At 37.1% G+C, this 22,231-nt stretch carries 18 protein-coding genes; 1 reads left to right on the forward strand and 17 read right to left on the reverse strand.

The window, feature by feature from the left end; translation table 11 throughout:
- Positions 1-45: 45 nt before the first annotated feature.
- The 10 genes from trpS to IGK03_RS09365 all read right to left on the reverse strand — a co-directional run bounded on the left by trpS (position 46) and on the right by IGK03_RS09365 (position 13,349).
- Positions 46-1,050, reverse strand: coding sequence for a tryptophan--tRNA ligase (trpS, locus tag IGK03_RS09320; protein WP_002356846.1), 1,005 nt, complete (start codon positions 1,048-1,050; stop codon positions 46-48).
- 161 nt (positions 1,051-1,211) lie between these two features.
- Positions 1,212-4,991, reverse strand: coding sequence for an Ig-like domain-containing protein (locus IGK03_RS09325; protein ID WP_049096080.1), 3,780 nt, complete (start codon positions 4,989-4,991; stop codon positions 1,212-1,214).
- 10 nt (positions 4,992-5,001) lie between these two features.
- Positions 5,002-5,970, reverse strand: coding sequence for a hypothetical protein (locus tag IGK03_RS09330; RefSeq protein WP_202334872.1), 969 nt, complete (start codon positions 5,968-5,970; stop codon positions 5,002-5,004).
- A gap of 100 nt (positions 5,971-6,070) precedes the next feature.
- The gene (locus IGK03_RS09335) at positions 6,071-6,742 is read right to left on the reverse strand and encodes a hypothetical protein (RefSeq protein WP_002389950.1); all 672 of its coding nucleotides are present in this window, start codon (positions 6,740-6,742) and stop codon (positions 6,071-6,073) included.
- 12 nt (positions 6,743-6,754) lie between these two features.
- On the reverse strand, positions 6,755-7,672 hold the full coding sequence (locus IGK03_RS09340; protein ID WP_002383582.1) for a carbohydrate ABC transporter permease: 918 nt from the start codon (positions 7,670-7,672) through the stop codon (positions 6,755-6,757).
- Entirely contained in the window at positions 7,645-8,547 is a 903-nt protein-coding gene (locus IGK03_RS09345; protein WP_002356840.1) for a carbohydrate ABC transporter permease, read from the reverse strand. Before IGK03_RS09345 ends, IGK03_RS09340 begins: the two co-directional genes overlap by 28 nt.
- 150 nt (positions 8,548-8,697) lie before the next feature.
- Positions 8,698-9,975, reverse strand: coding sequence for an ABC transporter substrate-binding protein (locus IGK03_RS09350; protein WP_002356838.1), 1,278 nt, complete (start codon positions 9,973-9,975; stop codon positions 8,698-8,700).
- 49 nt (positions 9,976-10,024) lie between these two features.
- Entirely contained in the window at positions 10,025-11,167 is a 1,143-nt protein-coding gene (locus IGK03_RS09355) for a glycoside hydrolase family 88 protein (RefSeq protein WP_002362143.1), read from the reverse strand.
- A 15-nt stretch (positions 11,168-11,182) separates the two neighbouring features.
- Positions 11,183-12,982, reverse strand: a complete 1,800-nt coding sequence (locus IGK03_RS09360) for a DUF2264 domain-containing protein (RefSeq protein ID WP_010823826.1) — start codon at positions 12,980-12,982, stop codon at positions 11,183-11,185.
- Entirely contained in the window at positions 12,963-13,349 is a 387-nt protein-coding gene (locus IGK03_RS09365; protein ID WP_002356835.1) for a hypothetical protein, read from the reverse strand. Before IGK03_RS09365 ends, IGK03_RS09360 begins: the two co-directional genes overlap by 20 nt.
- Positions 13,350-13,524: 175 nt before the next feature.
- On the opposite strand from IGK03_RS09365, the gene IGK03_RS09370 reads away from it, so the two are divergent.
- The gene (locus IGK03_RS09370) at positions 13,525-14,586 is read left to right on the forward strand and encodes a LacI family DNA-binding transcriptional regulator (RefSeq protein ID WP_002356832.1); all 1,062 of its coding nucleotides are present in this window, start codon (positions 13,525-13,527) and stop codon (positions 14,584-14,586) included.
- 40 nt (positions 14,587-14,626) lie between these two features.
- Here the strand turns inward: IGK03_RS09370 and IGK03_RS09375 are convergent, their stop codons facing one another.
- The 7 genes from IGK03_RS09375 to IGK03_RS09405 form a co-directional block, all read right to left on the reverse strand.
- Complete coding sequence (locus IGK03_RS09375; protein WP_002369000.1) at positions 14,627-15,460, reverse strand: hypothetical protein; 834 nt, start codon at positions 15,458-15,460, stop codon at positions 14,627-14,629.
- Between the two features lie 202 nt (positions 15,461-15,662).
- A complete protein-coding gene (locus IGK03_RS09380) occupies positions 15,663-15,986 on the reverse strand; it encodes a PTS sugar transporter subunit IIB (RefSeq protein WP_002374407.1) in 324 nt (107 codons plus the stop codon).
- 9 nt (positions 15,987-15,995) lie between these two features.
- Positions 15,996-17,591 (reverse strand): solute:sodium symporter family transporter, encoded by a 1,596-nt coding sequence (locus tag IGK03_RS09385; RefSeq protein ID WP_002356828.1) that lies wholly within the window; start codon positions 17,589-17,591, stop codon positions 15,996-15,998.
- 23 nt (positions 17,592-17,614) lie between these two features.
- Positions 17,615-18,505, reverse strand: a complete 891-nt coding sequence (iolE, locus tag IGK03_RS09390) for a myo-inosose-2 dehydratase (protein WP_033921827.1) — start codon at positions 18,503-18,505, stop codon at positions 17,615-17,617.
- A 21-nt stretch (positions 18,506-18,526) separates the two neighbouring features.
- Entirely contained in the window at positions 18,527-19,546 is a 1,020-nt protein-coding gene (gene iolG / locus IGK03_RS09395) for an inositol 2-dehydrogenase (RefSeq protein WP_033921830.1), read from the reverse strand.
- A gap of 23 nt (positions 19,547-19,569) precedes the next feature.
- On the reverse strand, positions 19,570-20,577 hold the full coding sequence (locus IGK03_RS09400) for a Gfo/Idh/MocA family protein (protein WP_002364407.1): 1,008 nt from the start codon (positions 20,575-20,577) through the stop codon (positions 19,570-19,572).
- Positions 20,578-20,750: 173 nt separating this feature from the next.
- A complete protein-coding gene (locus tag IGK03_RS09405; protein ID WP_010713233.1) occupies positions 20,751-22,208 on the reverse strand; it encodes a CoA-acylating methylmalonate-semialdehyde dehydrogenase in 1,458 nt (485 codons plus the stop codon).
- Between the last annotated feature and the right edge of the window lie 23 nt (positions 22,209-22,231).

Raw genomic sequence — 22,231 nt, forward strand, 5'->3', positions numbered from 1 at the left:
GGAACAAGTCATTCTTCTTTTGACTTGTTCCAGTTCTTTTATTGCTTAGAAATATTGAATTCCCATCGCTTTTTTGACTTCTGTTAAGGTTTGTGCTGCCACTTTTTCAGCAGCAAGACTTCCTTTATGCAACATTTCCATAATCGCTTCTGGATTTTTAGCCAGCTCTTCACGACGTCGACGAATCGGTGCGAGTTCTTCTTCTAGGACATCAATTAAGTAACGTTTAATTTTCACATCTCCTAAACCGCCATGACGATAGTGCTCTTTTAATTCTTCAATATATTCTTTCTCTTTCCCAAAGACATCCAAGTAAGTAAAGACCATATTTCCTTCAACTTGTCCTGGGTCCTCTATACGAATATGATTTGGATCGGTATACATACTCATTACTTTTTTCTGTACCACTTCAGCTGGATCTGAAAGATAAATACCATTGCCTAAAGACTTACTCATTTTTCCGTTGCCATCAATTCCTGGCAAGCGTCCCATGCCTTTTGGTGGTAACACAGCTTCCGGTCTAACTAAAACTTCACCGTACGTCTGATTAAAACTATGCACAATTTCTTGCGCTTGTTCCAACATTGGTTTTTGGTCTTCCCCAACTGGGACTAAGTTCGCTTGAAAGGCAGTAATATCAGCAGCTTGTGAAACGGGATAAATAAAGAATCCTGTCGGAACACCTTCCCCAAATTTTTTTTGCTCAATTTCTGCTTTGACCGTTGGATTCCGACGTACACGTGACGTGGTCACTAAATTTAGATAGTACATTGTTAATTCAGCTAACTGTGGAATTTGCGATTGGATAAAAATTGTTGTTTTCGTAGGGTCTAAACCAACTGCTAAATAGTCCAAAGCAACTTCTAAAACATTGGCTGAAACTTTTTCGGGATTTTTTGCATTATCTGTCAATGCTTGTAAATCTGCAATCATGACAAATAATTGATTTGTAGGGTCTGCTTGCATTTCTACTCGTTTTTTTAAGGAACCTACGTAATGTCCTAGGTGCAATTTACCAGTTGGACGATCACCTGTTAAGATAGTATTCATTGTCTACACACCTTTATCGTTTACTTTCATTTATTATTTTACCTTGTTTTAAAAAGAATGAATAGTAGGCAATAGAATATTTATTGATTCTAGATAATCGAAGAGACTAGAAAGATTGCAAGCTACAGCAATTCTTGTTCCAGTCTCTTCAAACAGTTTATTTATTTTGTGACTTTAATTGAAAATTGTGCAGTCACTACCGGTAAAACTTTGCTTGTTACTTTGATTTGATAATTTCCTGCAGCAGTCGTTGCTTCTGTCCTAATCAGACCGTTCTCATCTACACTTACTGTATTGCCAGCATCTGGTGTAACCAACTCATACGTTACTTGCGAGCTCCAAGCATCCGTTTCTGTGTGCGGCGCTTGACCAATCACTTTAGATTGAATTTGATAATTTTCGCCTGATTTTATAGTGGCTGTTTCTGTAGCAAATTGAACTCTTTCAGGAATCGCATGAGTTTGCACGACTTGGAAGATTTTTCGTTCATCAGGATTCGCAATTCCTATTTTTTCTTCTACTGCAGCAGGGAACTGGTAAGTACCTGGCGGGCTACTTGGCGAATAATTACTAACATCGTCATCCCAAGAAATAACCTTCAATTTCGTTTCGCTACCATCATCTAATTTTGCAATTACTTCAGTTGGCAAATTCAGTTCGCCTCGCGAGGTGCCTGTTAGTCGATCCAGCGTAGGCAATTCCTTGAATCCAACAATATGTTTAGCGGTGACTTTTACATTGGCAATAATTGGCATTGAGACACCTGCTGCTCGTCCTACAACAGTGAATGTTCCTTCTTTTTGATAAGAAGATGCTGGAACTTCTGACCAATTGACAGTCACTTCTCGTTGTGAACCATCCGAATAAAAAATAGTTGTTTTTTCTGGTAGTTTAGGGGCTTGACCCGCTTCTGTCGCAACCTCAATCGACTCATGTTTGACTTCGAAAACATTCGATAAAACAATTTTAGGAGCTAAACTATCCTCTGTTAGCTGTTGACCAGTTGGCAAGGTCAATTTGCCTGCTAAAAAGTCTTGATAGGCCTTTTGTGCGCCTTCTTTTGAAAAAGCATCAAACCCAGCATTATCAGAATCATAACCAGGCAAACGACTGTCTGTAATCGCTAATAAGAAACTTAACTTGGCTGGAATTTTCTCACCACTTTGAATTAGCTTTCGTAGATAGTTACTAATATCAATAGAGATTGTATTTTGATTATTCATAATTGAACTATTTGTAAAAGATTGTCGAGCAATAAATTCTTCATTTGATACATTTAAATTATTTGGACCATTATTCCAAGTAATGGTGTTACTCATCCAATTAGTATCTGTTCCATAAACATCTACTTGGAACTGCGTATTTTTCAAACGTTCATCAGTTGTATTGCCAGCACCATTCCACGCATCATAACGCATCACATTTAGTTCTAAATTGGCACTTTTTAGTGATTGATAGTTCTTCAATTCTTGTGTATCAATTTCAACGTAAATCCGGCGATTATACCCCGCAGAACTAGCATTTTTTAATTTTAATGCGTAATTACCCGTATAGTTTACTCCATAAGGATATTTATAGGCGTCTCCTGAACTAATGGCAGCGGTACCGCCTGCTATAGCAGAGTATGCTCGGTTACCATCACTCTTTTGAACATAGGCAGTTTGAGCTGTTTTTAGTTTAACGGTGTCTTTTCCTTCACCAAGTTCACCCTCAAAAGAGACCTTGGCTGTTACTTTGACAGCATCTATCGGTAAGCCGATAACTGTTGCTGCAACTTCAACTGTGCCTGCTGTATTAATTTTTTCTTGAGGGATTGCTTCCCATTGTAACTTAAATTCTTTTTTGCCTGTCGCAACCACTTCTTCATTAACGACTTCTTCGTACGTTAATTCAACTTGCTCTGGCAAATTAGGATACACACCTGTTGCCGAACTAATTTCTAACACTTGATTTTGATAACGAATACTTTTTTCAATTGTGGATGCTTGTTGCGCACCAATATCTAAAACTTTATTTTTCAAGCTATTTCCAAAGAAGTCTTCGGCCGCACTGTTCACTTCCGACAAGCCTTTACCAATCGCTGGAGAGGTTTCTTTTAACTGGAACATTTGTGCTCGCTGACGTAAGCGTTCTTTGGAAGTAAATTCAACCACATTATCTTTTGTTGGTTTCATTGTCGTAAATTCTTGCTCTGCCAACTCTTTCACTTTTTCAGGGTTATCTGTGATTTCTAATTGTGGTTTTTCAAAAATGTTTCCACTTGATACTAATTTTGCAACAGTTGCACCACTTTTTTCTGTAGCAATTTCTTTTGGCCAAATAACATTATTTTTGAAATATTTTTCTGGATTATCGACCATTTTACGTTCAATTGGTTGTGTCCCATTTGTTGGATAATTAGATAAGAATTTTAATTGTCCGGTACCTTCTTTGTATAAAATATTATTGTAAAAATTGGCTACTGTACCACTGTTGTCAGAACTATTTCCTTCACCAAATAATGATGTTGAAATGCCATCGCCAACATAAATCGTATTATTGTGGATAGTTGGCATTGCCGCTCCATCATTTTTTACCCAATAATGGAAAATGCTTTGTTCTTTATAATTGTAGCCACCAGCTCCGCCTGGATTATCTTTACCTGTTCCTCGGTTACCACCGCCGTCATTAGCTGAGATATTGTAACGAATAACCGAATTTTTTTGATCAGACATAAGCAATAAAAAGCCGCCAGTATTATGATGTGAATAGTTATATTGATAAATAACATTGTTTGACTGCATGTCCACATCATAAGCTTCAGCATCGTTAAATCCATATTTGATTCCGTATACTTCGTTATATTGGAACAGTCCGTCATCTACAGACATTGCCCAAACGCCCGCGTAATTTTGTGTACCATAATCGGCATTGCACATTCGGACAGCAACATTTCCTTCGACGACACCGCCACTTTTGGCTTCTGACAAGACAATTCCGTCGCCAGCAATATCTTCTAAATAGTTATTACGAATCGTAATATTAGAAAACGTTTTGTAGAAAGTGTTGCCTCTTGAGGTATCTGAATCAGCTTTTGTTCGAATTCCTTCAAGTCCCACTCGTTGAATCACATTATTTTCAATCAAAATATCATTAAATCCAGTCGTTGTTCGATGATCATTGGCTGCCGTTACTACATTGCCATTCTCATCAAACCAACTTCCTAAAACAATAATTCCACCTACCGCTTTTAATCGTTTGGTTGCAGTATTCCCACTTAGATTCAAATAATATTCTGTTTGAACGTCATGAACATAGTTATTCCGTATCGTGACACTATTGAACGTTCGATTTTGTTCATATCCTAGGACTAATATCCCCGCTCTTTGAGCATCTCCTGGTTTCTTATAGCCTTCGAGATTATCTAGCTCTGGTGTATTTGTCACTTCTAAGTTTGAAATATCCCAATATTCTTGGTTCACTAACTGCACGGCCCCTGAGATTGCACGTTTGAAAGTCCCTGTGCTGTAGGTGCCACCACCGTTAATAATCGGACGCCGTGTTGTTTCAAAAATGGTTTCTCCTTTGTCATTCGTATCATAAAAATCAATGACAATCTTTTGTGCCGCTGTCCCATTCCCTTTTGGATGCAACAATTGGTTGTTCCAGGTACTTTGCGCATTCAACAGAAGATGGTCGCCTGGCTGAAACTCCGTCTGATTCACTTTTTCAAAATCACGCCAAGCACTGGCTGGAGACTGCCCATCATTGGCATTATTTCCTCCTTCCCCATCCACATAGTAGGTCGTTCCATTTTGAGCGACACCTACTGAACGAAAAAGTAACGGTTGATCACTCACCGTTTCCCCATAAGCAGGAAGACTAAATAATTGAAGCTGGGAAAAAACAAGCAAAATAGAAAGGAAAATGGTTACACTTTTAAAATACGCTTTTTTTCTCATTTTCTGCTCCTTAACTGTTTTTATTTTGATAATTTTGAAAAAACTTTTCTCTGTCTTTCTCCAACAAGTCTACTTTGGTTGCTTGTTGATACGTAGCTAATTTCTCTTTGTAGCATGTGTTGATATAGGCATTTTTGCCAAATTGTGGTGCTTCTTCAAACTGTAAAAGTTGCCCTCCTTCCTTATTAAAAATATAAAAGTATTGGTTTTCGTGGTATCCTTTCACCACGGTACCAACAGCTTTTTCACTAAGAATCTCCCCAACAGACAACGAATAAATATCCTCTTTTTGGATTTCTGCACTCTTCAATTGATACGATGCAATAACAAGATTAGGTAATTTATTTTGCCACTCCAATAACGTCTCCTCATAAGATAGATTCGGAGAGATTGCTTCGGCTATTTTTTCTAATTCTGCTTGCTTACCTGAAAAAGTTGGAATTTCAATTGCTTCAATAAAGTAATCGGTCTTTTTATATTTATCCTCCAATTGCTCAAAGGCCTGCCGCAATTCTTTTTGCGTTGGCTTTTCTTTCTCCATTAATTTCTCTTTTATTTGGTCCTGTAATTGTTGATCTTTTACATCTAGAAATTGCCAGAGCGTTAAACTGCTCTTTTGGTCTTGCCATTCTTTTTTTTCTTGCCCAAATGTTTGTGAGTGGGCTATTTCTAACTCCGTCGCCAGCTGTTTAATCATTTTATGTTGTACTAAATCCTCCGTTGCAACCTTCAGTAGTTCCTGAGTGGGTGATTTTCCGTTATACGTTTTGCGCCAGAAATTTTTCCCAAACGAAGTTAAATTATTCTGATCAGAGAATTGCTTCGCTACACGATTCATATTTTTATCGCCATAAACAATTAATTCTTCGACTTGGATTGCTTCGTTATTAATCATACTTTGCTGGCTGGTGGTAAAAATAACGAGCACAAAAATAGCACCTATCAAAAAGCTACTTAAAATAATTATTTTTTTCTTCATTCGTTCGCTCCCTCCACTTTAATAAACAAGGCAAGAACAAAATAAGCAACCCCACCTTCATTCATTTTCCTGAAAATCGAGATTACTTATTAGGTAAAAATTATTTATTCTTTTTTTGCTTTTCATGCAATTTCCCAGTATTTAAATAAATAATCCCTAGGAACAGGACAGGGGTTACAACAAACCCAAACTGTGGCTTCAAAAACATCATTGCAAACATTGAGAATAGTAAAAAAACATTTAGACAGCTGACATACCATTTCCGCAGTCCATAGTAAATTGAAATCCGAAACACATCTTTAAAAGAAGCTTGCGGGTTTCGTACTTGAAAATACCAAGCATTCAGCATAATAGCTAACCCAAAAATTAGCAGAAGGACCATCAATGGAATAAACCATTTACCAATCGTTGTTTTGGCAAAAAAGAATATATCTGTCACACTGATGATGCTACTTCCTAAGCCTAGCAAGCTGATAAGAAAGCCTCTTAACCCAAACTGACGAAACTTTTGGAAAAAAGTTTTAAATGGATCCAGCTCCTTTTCTTCTTTAAAAGTATCGATTAAACCTAAAAGTGCAATCATCCCTGCCCCCATCGGCAACAACGTTACTACAAAAAGTGGGAGGTTTCGTGGATCAATGTCTAAGCTAATCACCGCTATGAAAAAAGGAATGTTCACTAAGAGAAGCCCTAGATTACCGATAAATAAAATGTAAAGCCAGCGAAAAATTTTCATATAGATATTATTATCAAAGGTTTGCTTAGTAAACATTCAAACTTCCTCCTAATTCTTCATTCCAGATGTAGCAATACCTTCAACAAAGTATTTTTGCATTGCTAAAAAGACAATCCCTACTGGTAAAATAGAAACCACTGATGCGGCCATGATTAAGGCATATTCAGCATCAAATAAACCGACGAACATTTTCAAACCTAACTGAATCGTTTTATTCTCAGTAGAAGATAAATAAATGAAAGGTCCCATATAGTCATTCCATGTATTCACAAAAGTAATAATCGTGAGACTGGCTAAAGCTGGTTTGGTTAATGGTAAAATAATTTTCCAATAAATTCCCCACTCACTTAACCCATCAATCCGCGCGCTTTCACATAGTGAATCTGGAATACTGCTGTAATATTGTTTCAGTAAAAAGACCCCAAATGCATTAAATGCTTGTAATAAAACAAGTGACCATAACGTGTCAGTCAAACCTAATTGACGCATCATAATAAATTGTGGAATCATATACGATTGCCAAGGAATAGCAATTGTTGCGATGTACGTAATAAAAAGTGTATCTCTTCCTCTAAAATTCATTTTTGAAAAGCCATATGCTGCAAAACTTGAAGTAAATAGTTGAATAATCGTAATCACAATACTTAAAAATAACGTATTTTTAAAGAAAGTTAACAATGGAATGCGTTCCCAAATAACGGAATAGTTTTCTGGATGCCAACTTTTAGGAATCCATTGAATTGGAATGGTGAAAACTTCATTGTTTGTTTTAAATGATGCTGAAACCATCCAAATGAAAGGCACCAAAGTAATTAACGCAAGTAAAGTTAAGAGAATGATTACAAGGATCCCACCAGGTGTGACTTTTTCTGCTTTTTTCGTTTTTGCTTTTCGAGTATTTTCTTTTTTTGAAAAAGTTGCTTCCATCTTTTCTCCTCCTAAACTTTCTCTTGATGTTGATTCCATTTAAATTGGGCCACAGTAATCGCTAGAACGATGATGAATAAGACCATCGCAATGGCTGATGCATAACCAAAATTAAATTTGACAAAGGCTTCATTGTAAATTTCATAAACTAACACATTCGTTGCACGTCCTGGTCCACCACCAGTCATAACTTGAACTAAGTCAAACACTTTGAAACAGTTAATTACAAGCATGATAGTCACGAAAAAGGTCGTTGGTCGTAATGAAGGTAAGGTAACATTTAAAAATTGATTCCATTTACCCGCGCCATCCATTGACGCTGCTTCATATAATTCTCTTGGCACACTTTGTAAACCAGCTAAATACAAAATCATATAATACCCCATAAAGCGCCACACACTAACGATGATAATTGCTGGTAAAGCCCAAGTAGAACTAGATGTCCAGCCAGGAGGATTTTCAATAAATAATTTCAAAAATTGATTAATTGGTCCCATCGTTGGATGAAATAGCATATTCCAAACGACCGCAATCGCAACTAATGACGTTACATAAGGAAAGAAAAAAGCCGTTCTAAAAAATTTCATCCCTCTAATTTTACGATTCAACAAAATCGCTAGTCCTAATGAGCAAATCAATGTTAACGGAACAACACCAATCGTATAGATAAACGTTTGTTTTAACGAAATCCAAAACGTATCATCATGAATCATTTTGGTGAAATTTTTCATTCCGACAAATTCAGGAGTTGAAAAAGAATCCCAACTCATAAAAGCTAAAATCAGTGAACAGATAACCGGGATTAAAGTGAAGAGGAAAAAGCCAATAAAGTTTGGTGCGATAAAAGATAACGCAGTCCACGTATTTTTTCGTCTCAATTTATTTGCTGTTTTTGTTTTTGAAGTAATTTCCATAATTGTATTCTGTTAAGTGAACTTAACAGGCCCTCCTTCCAAACTCAAGCTACATTCTTTATTTAAAAAAATAAGCTGAAATTCATTGTAGGTTACTCATTTCAGCTTATTTTTTTCATCAATCTTTTGTGTTTTTGCTGGAAATAATAATTAGTCTATCTCTGCTTTGACACGTTTTTCCATGTTAGCAATACCATCTTTTGGTTTTTCGTCGCCGACCATAATTAAATCATGTTCTTCTTGTAATACTTTATCAATTGCGGCACCGTTTTTATCAGATGGGAATTCTAAATTAATTGTATCTGGGTTAAAGGCTTTTTGTGAGACTTCATCTGAAGGCATTCCTTTTCTTGCAAAGTAGATTTTATCAATTTCATCTGTTTTATAAGAAGGAACCACCCCTACTTCTGCTAAAAGTTTTGCACCTTCTTTACCTGAAGCAAAGTCTAAGAATTTTTGAGCAGCTTTTTGTTTTTTACTGTTTTTATTAATTGCAAAACTTGTCGGTGAGCCAAAGGTAGTTGCTTTGCCTTTTTCTTGTTGTGGTATTTCGGCAATCCCCCATTCGACATTTGTTTTGCCATCATCAATGTTGGTTAATAAAGTCCCCATGTACCAGCTACCCATGTACATCATCGCCGCTTTTGAATTTTCAAATTGTGATTGATACGTTACTTTTGTTGATTTTGCTGTTCCAAAATCCATTTGTGATTGATCTTTTTGCATTCTCAATGCGCGATCATAGTAAGTTTCCATATAATTGTATTTTGGTTCAATCAAATTGGCATTGTTTTGAGCAGCAGCAATCGCTTGAACAGTTGAGCGCCAAGTATGTTGATAGGCACCATATACTTGTTCTTCTGGTTTAGATAATTTTTTCGCTAACGCTTCATATTCATCCCAAGTTAAGTTATCGGGATAGGCAATTCCGGCTTCATCAAACATTTTTTTATTGTAATACAATACCCAGAAATCTGTACGGTAAGGCTGAGCATAGGTTTTACCATCGATTTCATACATCTCGTAACTTGCTTTGGCAGGTGCGATATCTAAATCTTTAACGTGATCGGTTAAATCCACCAATTGATTGCGTAGCGCGTAATTAGAATATGAAAGTAAGTTTTTCATGGTTAAAATATCCGTCGTATCTCCTGATGAAAGCATCGTTGTTACTTTTGTGTCATAATCATCTGAAGCAATGTCCACCGGTTCAATAGTGATATCAGGATTTTCCGCTTCAAAAGCTCTGAATAATTTCTCAAATTCTGGGGTCGTGTCATAATTCCAAGTAGTTACTGTTAATTTTGTTTTGCCATCTTCACTCTTTTCAGTTGCTTTCTTTTCACTTGAACCACCACATGCTGTTAAAGTTACTGCCGCCACTGCTAACAACGCTGCCGCTGTTAAGCCTTTTTTCCAAAATTTCATTTGTACTACCTCCGCTATTTATTATTTTTTAGGAGTTTTCCTCCATGAATTACCAAAAAGAATACCAGCTTTTCGCTAAACGAGTTAACGCTTCCAAATAAAAGTAGTCGCCCCAAATCATGCATTCATCGACTCCTGTATTTGTTTTTTTATCATAGACACCATGAAGCAATAGGCCGTTCGACTCTGGTCGTAAAACCGTTGTATACTTTTCCGCTAATGCTTGTAATAGTTCTAGCGCAACCTTTTCATAATAGCCATGTTTTTCATCATTTAATGGAAGCTGACGAGATAATTCTAGTAAGCCACATGCAGCAATTGCAGCAGATGAGCTATCACGTTCTTCTTCACTCCCTTCATTGAAAATTAAATCCCAGTAACAGATTTTGTCCTCTGGTAATTCTTGAATAAAGTAATCAGCAACATTTTTGGCTGTTTCCAGAAAACTACTATCTCCTGTATATAAATAACTTAACGTAAAGCCGTAAATTCCCCAGGCTTGGCCGCGAGCCCAACAAGAATCATCTGAGTATCCTTGCTGTGTCTTTCCGTATAAGGCTTCGCCTGTTTCCGTATCAAAATAATACGTATGGAACGTGGTGTGATTTTCTCGCACAATATATTTTTGTGTTTGTTTCGCATGATTGTAGGCAGCTTCATAATACTCTTGCTTGCCAGTCATTTTTGCTGCAAAGTATAATAATGGTAAGTTCATTAAACAATCAATAATCATTCTACCTCGTTGCTCTGGATCGTCTAAATTCCCCCAAGCTTGAATAATCTTGGCTTTTGGTGAATAACGTTTCATTAATAAGTCCGCAGCTTGCAAGGCCATTTCTTTTGAGGCCTCATGACCATTGACTTGATAATCGGCAATGGCTGTTAAAATATACAAAAAGCCTATATCATGTGTCTCCAGCTCAATTTGTTCATCTAAGCGATGTTGAAAAGAAGCCATCTGTGTGGCAATCACCTCATCGAACTCTGTTGAATTTGTTAATTCCTTTGCTAAAAATAACATTCCTGGCCAAAAGCTGGCCGTCCAGTCAATATTTTCTTCAGGATAATAAATTTGATTTAAACTTGCCGCGGGTGGAACTAATTCTTTAAATGTCTCTAAATTTCCTCGAACTTTGTTTAAAGCAAAACTGATTTGCTTCGGCAACCACTCAATCTGTCCATTTTCTGTCATTGTGTATTTCTCCCCCTAATTCCCCAAAATTACAACTTTTTCTTCAACTAAAAGCTGATTTTCTTTTAACCTAACTTTAACTGGCTCAATTTGTTCATTCGGTAGTACGCCTGTCACCAATGAAATTAAAAGATGTTTCCCTTTCGACAAGTTTGCTTTCAAATATGGCAACTCCGTTAACGGATAAAGTAAATTTGTATTCGGTTCTGTCCGAATAATCGCAGCTTCAGAAAAACCGTTGATATTTTCTACTTTTGACACACCTTTTGCATTTTTTACCTCAGCCATTTGATCAGAAACACAAGTGACCTTTTCATCGAAGAGCGGGATTGAGAAGCCACCTTCATAAGCCACTAATGCACGTTGTGTCTCAATTTCGTGGATCCGTAAATGCTGGCCTTCTAATGGTACAATTGTCGTTTTGATTGCTACATCGGACCAAGGATACCATTGATGAATGATACGATCATCAAGAATTTCGTACTGATCATCTAATCCCTTCGTGCGGAAATAATGGTCGTCTTCAGCTAAAGCCAAGCAATTATCATAAGCACCTTCGTAATACCAATAATCACTCTTTATAGTACTGAAACCAAAATGGGAAGAATAAACAAATTTACTATATTTATCATGCGCATGAGCTTGATAATTAATAAATTGTCCCGCTGGAAACATTAAACCATGTGTCCCTGCATCATTTACTTGATAGTAGTTCCGACTTTCTGGTGAAGGTAAGTGTTTTTCTGGAAAGCTAATAGGCTGTGTTTCTGCTTGCCAATAAGGATGATCTTTTGGAACCGCTAACAAAATAAATGTTTTAAAGGCCCAATAAGGTGAACCAGGACCATTATAGCCTTCAGCAAAGACCATATTTTGATAATCATAACCTACCGACAATAATCCATCTGTTGTAAAAATATCTTTGTTCATCCATTGATGAAGATGTCGGCTGATTAGACCTTTGATCTCACCCCACGGCAATGCTTCAACATCTGCAAAAACTAAGGCACTAAAAAATGACACTTGAGCAAAACGATACGTTAAGCTACGTCCAAAGGGAATCGCTTCTCCTGGCTGAGTAAACCAATATTTAAACTCTTGCGCGAACAAAGTTGCTCGTTCCTTCATAATAGCCACTCTTGCGGTATCTTCCGGGGCAAAACGACAATACAATAAACTATAATAATGAATAGCGAAAGAAACATAATAATCAACTTGTGTCTCGACTCCGTCATAATACCAACCATTACCGACATAAAAACGATCAATTACAGCCAAATCAACAGCGATCTGTTCTTTTGAATACGGCATTTCACAATGTTTCATCGCTAAATTCAGCAACACTCTAAAGAAATGCCAATTATTTGGCGGAATAATGTTTTCATTGGCTTGTATCAGCCAACTGTGTAAATTATTTTGCTGTTCTTTTGTTAGCTGGTCCCACGTTTTTTCTTTGTTTAACAAAAGAAATGTACTTAATGCTGCCATCTCAACAATCAATTGATCATAGTCTTTTGTTTTTCCCCAATAAGATGAACTCTCAGGATCGGTGCCTTCGATAATTCCCGTTAGAAAGTCATTCAAATACTCACTTTCATTTTGCGTTACATAAGGACCTAGTCCCCATAATGGTCGTAAAAATGCCTCCGCATCACGTGTTCCTTTAGAATAAACTGTCCCGTGTGTCCCTAAATCCAGATGACCTTGATATTCTCGATCAAAAAACAATTCCAGTGGCGCTAATAAATCTTCAAATCCTTCTGCAACTTCTTCGTATGTTTCAAAAGGATTCTGTCTAATTCGTGGCTGAATCATGATTCTCCTCACTTTCAATTAATGTCCCTTTCAAAAAGCCGTAATATTCTCCGTAAACTGTCACTTCGTCACCAATTTTCAATTTTTTCTTTTGCTCATTAAAAACTTGATATTTACTAGAACCACTTTTCAAAATAAAACGATCACCTTTTTTTATTAAACTGGAACGACTGTCGCTCTCAACAATCTCCCCTTTCAAAGAAATATATTCATTTAAACGAACGTCACCATTTTGTAATTCTGTTTCTGAATAAGACTGTGCCGTTTCCTTTAGATTTTGAAGAGATTCTTCATCAAATTCTTTTTCACCGGATTTACAACCTGTTAAAGCAAGTAAAATTAGTAAAAAAAGTGAAAATCTTTTCACTAAACCACCTTCTCCATCGAATTAAAGCGCTTTCTTTGACTTTATAGTATATTTTTTTAGTCAAAAAATCAATAGTTTTTGCTAAAAAAAAGTAAAAAAAGCTTTTTCTTGCTTTTTTTTACTAAAAAGAAATATACTATATGCTATAATAGTACTTGAGAAGGAGGCATTTAGAATGGCAACTATCACAGATATCGCAAAAGTCGCGAATGTTTCAATTTCAACTGTATCGCGAGTTCTGAACTATGATCCAAACTTATCCGTTACAGAGGAAACCAAGCGAAAAATTTTTGAAGCAGCAGAAACCCTGAATTATACGAAATATAAAACTAAAAATAAAAACAAACAGCAGGAGCAACTGACACCTAACCTTTCCGTACAAACAGCTCCGCAAGAGCCTTCGATTGCCGTCGTTCAGTGGCGTTCAGATGACGAAGAACTAACGGATATTTACTATATGTCGATTCGTTTAGGCGCTGAAAAACGGGCCGAAGAGTTAGGTTACAATATTCTCAAAGTTTCTCAATTGGAACAACATAACCTTCAAGGGATTGATGGCATTTTGGCAATTGGTAAATTCACTCAAAAGACGCTACAAGAGTTGCAGCAACTGCATCCAAACCTTTGTGTAATTGGCAGTAATTTCCCATTGGAAGAATTTGATTCTGTAAATACTGATTTTTATCAAGCAACCGAGATTGCCTTAACCCATCTTTTGGAATTGGGCCACGAAAAAATTGCCTTTATTGGTGCCGAAGAAAGCGAAAATATGTATGGTTTCCGTCGTTATAAAACGCCGACAACCAATGCTTATCTTGACATTATGCAGCATTATCACTTGTTTAACGAAGATTATTTTATCTTAAAAGAAAATGGCATGTTGGATGTCAAAACGGGGGAACAATTGACAGAAGAAGCGTTAGAGAAATGGGGAAATGATTTACCTACTGCGATTCTTGCTTATAACGACGCCTTTGCAATCGGTGTGATACATACGTTAGCCGCACACGGTATAAAGGTTCCTGAAGAAATTAGTGTCATGGGGATCAATGATATCTCTATTTCTCAATATGTCTCACCACCGCTATCCTCTGTCCATGCCTTTACTGAAGAAATGGGCGAGACAGGCATTAATTTATTGCACAAACGAATTCAAATGCCTAGCATTCCTCGTAGAGTCCTGTTAAACACAGAATTGGTTGTCCGCCAATCGACAACTAGCCCACGCCAGAAATAAAAAATAAGGACCGCTCCTATAAAGGAACCGTCCTTATTTTTTATTTGTTTTGACCAAATAATTCAATTTGTGTTAATGCTGGAAATGGTGATGGTTCATCTGCTTGAATTAACTCTGTTAGTATCACCCACTCCGCTGCCCGTTTCGCAAAGGTAAAGCTCTGGCGTTGCTCAGTCTTAACAGTTTTAAAAACTTCATGTGTACCGTCGGAAAATTTTAAAGTCACTTGTTGCCAATAATTATCATGGGGAAAGTCCGCTCGTAATGTTAAGATCACTTTATCCAACAAGACTTCACGCCCAAATTCAATTTTTAATGCGGCATCTAATTGCTGATTAATCCCCCATGATTGATAAGGATACGGCCCGTGATAAAGATTAGCAAAGGTACCGTCAATCGCATTGCAAGCAAAAAAAGTGGCATCATTTCGCGTTTCCACGTTGGCAGATGCATGAGGATACGCACCAGTAAAATGTTGTAAATCATGCGGATTTAACGCCCAATTACGATAACTCTTAATTTCTTCTTTAGTGGCAATACGCACACTTATATAAGGTTTCTTGGTTTCAAAACGATACGCTGCTCGCGCTTCGATAGCGTTTTCATTTTTTATGATTGGAAACGTCCATTTTTGTTCTGGAACATAAATCAAACTGCTATCAAGCGTAGCATCTAACTTCACCATTAAATAAGTATTGGGCGTATCTAAACAAACTTGAATCACATCGCCGTCTTGTAATTGACAATCCCGAGCAGCTAAACAAACAAAATCTTTTCCTGTAATAGTTAACTCTTTCAAAGAATCTGAATCATCTATCTTAGCTTTTCTAACTTCTTGTTCTTGATTTAAAATCGATAATGAAATACACGTCATATGCTTCCCTCCTAGTTTTACCTTTATTATATATTATTTTAGTAAATTAATCTATTTTTTACTAAAATAATGACTTTAGCTTTATTTCTATAAAAGCATTTGATATTCACTATAAAACGTAAGATTTTGATTCTGCTCTTTTTGAACACAATAAAAAAGCAAGACATCAACCAAAGTTGACTGATGTCCCACTCTCTAAATCTTACTTTTCGATACTTGCGAGTATCTTCTCTGTGTTCATATAACGAAAATCTTCTTGATCGATAAAAACAACCTGCCCCTGACAGCCTTCTAAATATTTTTCCACTTTTTCTTTGACACGAGCGACTTGTGGGGTCAACATTAACACATCATACTCTTTATAACCAAGTTTTTCCTCAATCCGACAAACAGGTGCATAATCTAAATCATAAGATAACTCTTTTTCCCTAATTGCTTCAAGTAATTTTGAAACTAACAGCGATGCACTAATTCCTGTCTCACAAATAATCAATATGTTTTTGCTCATAAACCTCTCCTCATTCATGAAATATTTTTATCTAGCAAATCCAATTGGTGAAAATGCTGCATAGGTTAGGATAACCACGACAACTAATATACTTGCGACAAGTTTTGTATGTTTCCAAGGTTCAATATTTACTTTCGTATCAAAAGAATTTAAAACAAATTCGCCATCTGGTTTTATTTTAGAAACCACTATTAAAATAAGAATATCTAAGAAGAAGAGCAGGCTTAAGACATATAAAAAATGGATATCTTTCAAAAACACTTTTGACAGCGCATACAAAACAATGTGGATAGCAATTGTCATTTTTGCTCCAAAAGCAGTTGCTTTTTTGGAATAAAATGCAAAAAGTATAATCACTAACAACGGCATATTGTATAATCCATTAAACTCTTGAACAAATTGATACAATCCAGCTGGTGCAAAAGAAATAAACGGTGCAACGATAATCGAAATAATCCCTACAATAACTGTAACTGTTTTTCCCGCACGAGCAATTTGTTTGTCATCTGCTTTCTTATTGATAATTGGTTTGTAAAAATCTAGCGAAAATAGAGTGGAGGTTGCATTTAAAGCCCCCGCAAAGGAAGATAAAATTGCTCCAAAAATAACTGCAGCAAAAATGCCGAAAAGCATTTTTGGTAAAACTTCAGTTACTAAATATGGATATGCGTTATCAGGATTGGACATCAACGCATCCCCAAAAAGATTTCTTGCAACAATTCCTGGAAATACTAAGAATAAAGCACCAAACACTTTGAAAATCCCCACTAAAAAAGCCCCTTTTTGTGCTTCTGCTAAATTTTTTCCTGAAAGTGCTTTTTGAACAATCATCTGATTGGTACACCAGAAATACAAATTATTAAACAACATCCCTGTAAATAATGTTGGCCATGGTACAACAGCAGAATCAATTGCACCTACAGAGTTCAGTAACCATGGTGTGTTTTCAACAACCTGTTCAATCCCACCAATAAAACTGCCATCACCCAGTTTCATTAAACCTAGTATTGGAACCAACAAACCACAAACCAATAAACCAACGCCATAAATCGAATCGCTATTGGCACTTAAAGATAGGCCGCCAATCAGCAGATAAAGAATCCCAACAATACCAATCACCATCGCCACAAGAATGATTGCGACAATAGGTTCGACACCCAGCAGCTCATCAATATGAAAAATCTTATTGAATACTAGTGACCCAGAATAAAGAACTACTGGTAAAAAAGAAATCATATAGGTAACAATAAACAAGATTGAAATAATTCGTTTTGTAACTGTATCATAACGAATTTCAATGAAATCTGAAACCGTATTAATACCGTATTTAAAATATTTTGGTAAAAAAATGACTGCCAATGCGACAATTGCAATTGCAGCAGTTACTTCCCAAGCCATAACTTCCATTCCTGCATGATAGCTTTGACCGTTTTGTCCAACAATTTGCTCTGTGGATAGGTTGGTCATAATAATTGTCCCAGCAATCGGTAAGGCTGTTAAGCTTCGGCCACCCATGAAGAAACCTTCTGATCCAGAAGTATCTACACTTCTGGATCGAGAATAGGCAAAAATCCATACGCAGATGACAATTACTAGGAAACTGATTATTGAAAATAGATTCATTGTCTAGCTCCTTCTCGATTAGATTAAAGATCGGTGACCTTTCGGATATAGTTTCGTGCTTTGACGGCATATTCAAACGGATTGGCTTTGGCCGGATCTTGTTCCGCTTCAACCACAATCCAACCTTCATAGCCACTCTCTTCGATTGCTGACCAAATTGGTTTGAAATCAATCATACCATCCCCAGGGACTGTAAAGACGCCTTTTTTCACGGCCTTTAAGAAGCTATCTTCTTCTGTTCTAACTTTCTCTGCCATTTGTTGGCGAATATCTTTGAAGTGAATGTGTTTAATCCGGTCTTGATAGCGCTGATAGATTGCGATTGGATCTTCTCCTGAGAAGACAAGATGGCCAGTGTCAAACAATAATTTAACTTTTGTCGAATCCGTCATTTTCATTAATCGATCGATTTCTTCAGTCGTTTGGACTCCTGTCCCCATATGGTGATGGTAAACAATCTCCATACCTTTTTCATGTGCCAAGTCTCCTAGTTTTTCTAATCCTTCAGCTAGTTTTTGCCATTCTTCATCAGAAAAAATTGGTTTCTCATTAAAAACAGGAGCCGTCATAATTCCTTGTATGCTGTGTCCTTGTTCAGCCACAACAATAACCTTAGCATCCATTGCATGTAAAAAATCTCGATGTTTTTTGAAGTCTTCCGCGGTTTCTTCGAAAGGTTTTGTTGTTAAAAATGTACTAAACCAGGCACTCGCTACTTTTAGTCCACGAATATCTAAATATTGTTTTAAAACCTGTGGATCTTTTGGATACTTGTTGCCAATTTCCGTACCTGTGAATCCAGCCAGCGCCATCTCACTAACGCATTGTTCAAACGTATTTTCGCTTCCTAGCTCTGGCATATCATCATTTGTCCATGCAATCGGCGCAATAGCTAGTTGAATTTGTTTCGCCATTATGTCACTCTCCTACTTCATTTATAGTTGTACCAAACGATTCGTATCAAATGATTCTTGACAAGCTAATGCAATTTTTGTTGATTGTAAACCATCTTCTGCATTAACTGCTGGTTGACGTTTTACTTGAATACAGGAAATAAATTCTTGTGCTTCTCGAATGAACGCTTCTCTAAATCTTTCTGGAAAGTTTTGAGAGCAAGGTCGCACAACCCCTTGATTATTCATAACAGTCACTAAATTTTTTTCAGGTACTTGCGCTACTCGTAACATCCCTTTGGTGCCCATAATTTCTGTTTCGACATGGTAACCATGTGCAGCATTTCTTCCAGCAACTAGTAAAGCCATTGTTTTATCTTTAAGACTCATCATAGCTGCTCCGGTTTCCAATTCACCGACTTGATCTAATTCTGGATATGCAGCATTTTTACCAATTGCCCAAACTTGTTCTACCTCTTGACCAGTAAACCAACGAACCAAATCAATATCGTGAATCGCCATATCTAGAAATAAACCGCCACTATCATTGTTCATTGCAAACTTAACGAAGCTTTCCAGCCCATCACTCGGATCAATTCCATAACAACGGATTAATGTGACTTCCCCGATTTCCCCATCTTCTACCATTTTTTTGGCATACTGATAAGATTCATCGTAACGGCGCATGAAACCTAACATAAATACTTGCTCGGGATATTTTCCAATAACCTCTTGTGTCTTTTTTATGTCCTCAATTTCAATTCCCAATGGTTTTTCAGTAAATACGTGTTTCCCATTTTCCATAGCTAAACGGACTTGTTCACAGTGGAATCCTGAAGGTGAAACAATAAAAACGGCATCAATTACAGCGCTTTGAACCATTTTTTCATAACTAGAAAACGTATACTTAACACCTAACTCCTTCTGTGCAAATGCTAATTCTGATTCAACTAAACTACAGGCGGCCGTAAGCTCACAGCCACTAACAGCAGAAGATAAATTTTTTGCGTGTACCTTGCCTAATCTACCTAGTCCTACGATTCCTACTCTAATATTTTCCACAAAACCCCTCCTTTTTTTAAGAATTATTTGGTATATAACGCTGGTTGTTCATCTATTTCAATCATTACTTTTTCCCCTGACTCACGAGATTCATGACAAGCCATCATTGTGATTGCTGCCACGTAGCCATCCCAAGCAGTTGGACCAACAAGTTTATCGTTTTTAATTGAATCAACCCATAACTTAAATTCGTAATCATACGCATCTAAAAAACGCGTTTGCCAGTCGGGCGAAATTGGTGTGTAATTTTTCTCCGCAGCTTTAATTTTGGTATAGGCTGGATCCGTCATTCCGACTTCTGCCGTTTCAAAAACTACGTCACACTTAATGTCGTAGCCAAAACGACAATTAACAAAAATTTCTAAATCAATTGTTACACCTGATTTCGTCTGGAAAATCAGTAATTGAGGATCATGTAAATCTGCATGTGTATGACTGGTTTTCTTTGGTAAAATCATTTGCACTGAGGCATAATCTTCGGCTAATAGCCAACGAAGAACATCAATTTCATGGATTGCAGTATTACTGATTGCCATTGGCGTCTTATAATTTTCATCAGCGCTTGGATTTCTATGCGCACAATGGAGCATCAGAGCTTCACCATACTGTTTTGATTCAATTGCTTCTTTCAACTCAATGTAGCCACGATCGTATCGACGCATGAAGCCCACCTGTACCAATTTTTTACCATAAGCGACTTCTGCATCTACAATTCGGCGACATCCTGCGGCATCCATTGCTAATGGTTTTTCGCAGAATACGTATTTTCCATGCTTGATTGCTTCCAAGACATATTTTTCGTGTGTTGGGTCCCAGGAAGTAACAACAACAACTTCCACTTCTTCAGAAGCAATTAATTCTTCGCCTGTTTTGAAAAATTGAGCCCCAATCTCCTCAGCAATTTTACTTGCCGCTTCAACATTAATATCTGATACTGCTGTTACAAAAGCGCCTTGTGTCTTGTGATTAATTCTGTTAATATGTTCGATTCCAATCGCCCCTGTACCAATTACGCCTACTTTTACTTTCAATTATTTGTCCTCCGATTTCTTTATTTTATGCGCATTATGTATACGCTTACAATTTAATTCAGTCAATCATTATTTTCAGAAAGTCCTGTCTTACATTTGTACTAACAAAAGATACTTTCACCGCTTTAATCATAGAATCCTCGAAGCTCCTTTGACAGAGCTTCGAAGTAAAACTAGTTTATTTCGCTAGGAGCGTATCGAGCGGTCACAACTTTTCGATGTGTATAAAATTCTACACTGTCTTTTCCATTGGCGTGTAAGTCACCATAGAAAGAGTGTTTCCAACCGGAAAAAGCAAACCAAGCCATTGGTGCTGGTACACCTAAGTTGATGCCTAACATTCCTGCATCAACATTCTCTCTAAAGTAACGGATAGCTGAAGCATTACTCGTATAGAGGCATGAACCGTTAGCAAATTCTGATTGATTGGTCAGTGTAACTGCTGCTTCTAGATTTTTCACACGAACAATTGAGGCAACGGGTGCAAAAATTTCATCTTGCCAAATCTTCATGTCCATCGTGACACGATCAAAGATCGTAGGTCCCACGAAGTAGCCTTTTTCAGGAATATTTTCACGGCCATCTAACAATAAGTCCGCTCCTTCATCAATACCTTTTTGAATGTAATCAAATGTTCGTTGCTGCGCCTCTTTTCGAATCACGGGGCCTAAAAAGACTCCTTCTTCCAGACCATTTCCAATTTTTATCGTCTGCGCTGCAGCCTTAAATTTTTCAACGAATTGATCTGCAATAGTTTCTTCTACAACGATCACCGAAGCAGCCATACAGCGTTCACCCGCTGATCCAAAAGAGCCACCGATAATGTCTTTTACTGCACGATCAAGGTTGGCATCTTTTAAAACGATAACATGATTTTTTGCGCCAGTTAATGCCTGGACTCGTTTCAGATTTTTTGTTCCTTCTTTATAGACATATTCACCAACATTTTTTGAGCCCACAAAGCTAATTCCTTTTACTAATGGATCACGCAATAAAGTATTAACAACATCGTGTGCCCCATAGACAACATTAAAGACGCCACTTGGAAATCCTGCTTCTTCTATTAATTCAACAATTTTTTCCATCAATAATGGCGTTTTTTCGGAAGGCTTCAGCACCACCGTATTCCCTGCTGCTAACGCCATTGGGAAAATCCAAAACGGTACCATCATCGGAAAATTGAAAGGAGTAATTCCCCCAACAACACCGATGGGATAACGGTAATTGGTAATTTCAATATCTGTAGCCGCTGTGGATAGAGAATCACCCATTATTAAATTCGTAATGCCCGCTGCATGCTCGACATTTTCAATCCCTCGCTGAACCTCACCTAATGATTCTGACAAAGATTTTCCATTTTCAAGCGTAATTAATCGTGCTAGCTTTTCTTTATTCGTCATCAATAAATGATGCAATTTGAAAAGATAGCGGCCACGAACTGGAACACTTACTTTTTTCCATGTTTGAAAAGCCTCATCCGCTACTCTGATTGCTTCTGCAGTTTCTGCTTCACTAGATAATGGAACATTTACTAATGCTTCTTCTGTTGCCGGATTGACCACTTCTTCAAATTCAGTGGCTGCACTTGTTACCCAGCGGCCACCTATATAATTCTTTAAAAATCGAGTCATTTATTTTCCTCCTAAAAAAGTCT

The organism is Enterococcus sp. DIV2453a (assembly GCF_050533535.1).
Classification (GTDB): Bacteria; Bacillota; Bacilli; order Lactobacillales; family Enterococcaceae; genus Enterococcus; species Enterococcus faecalis.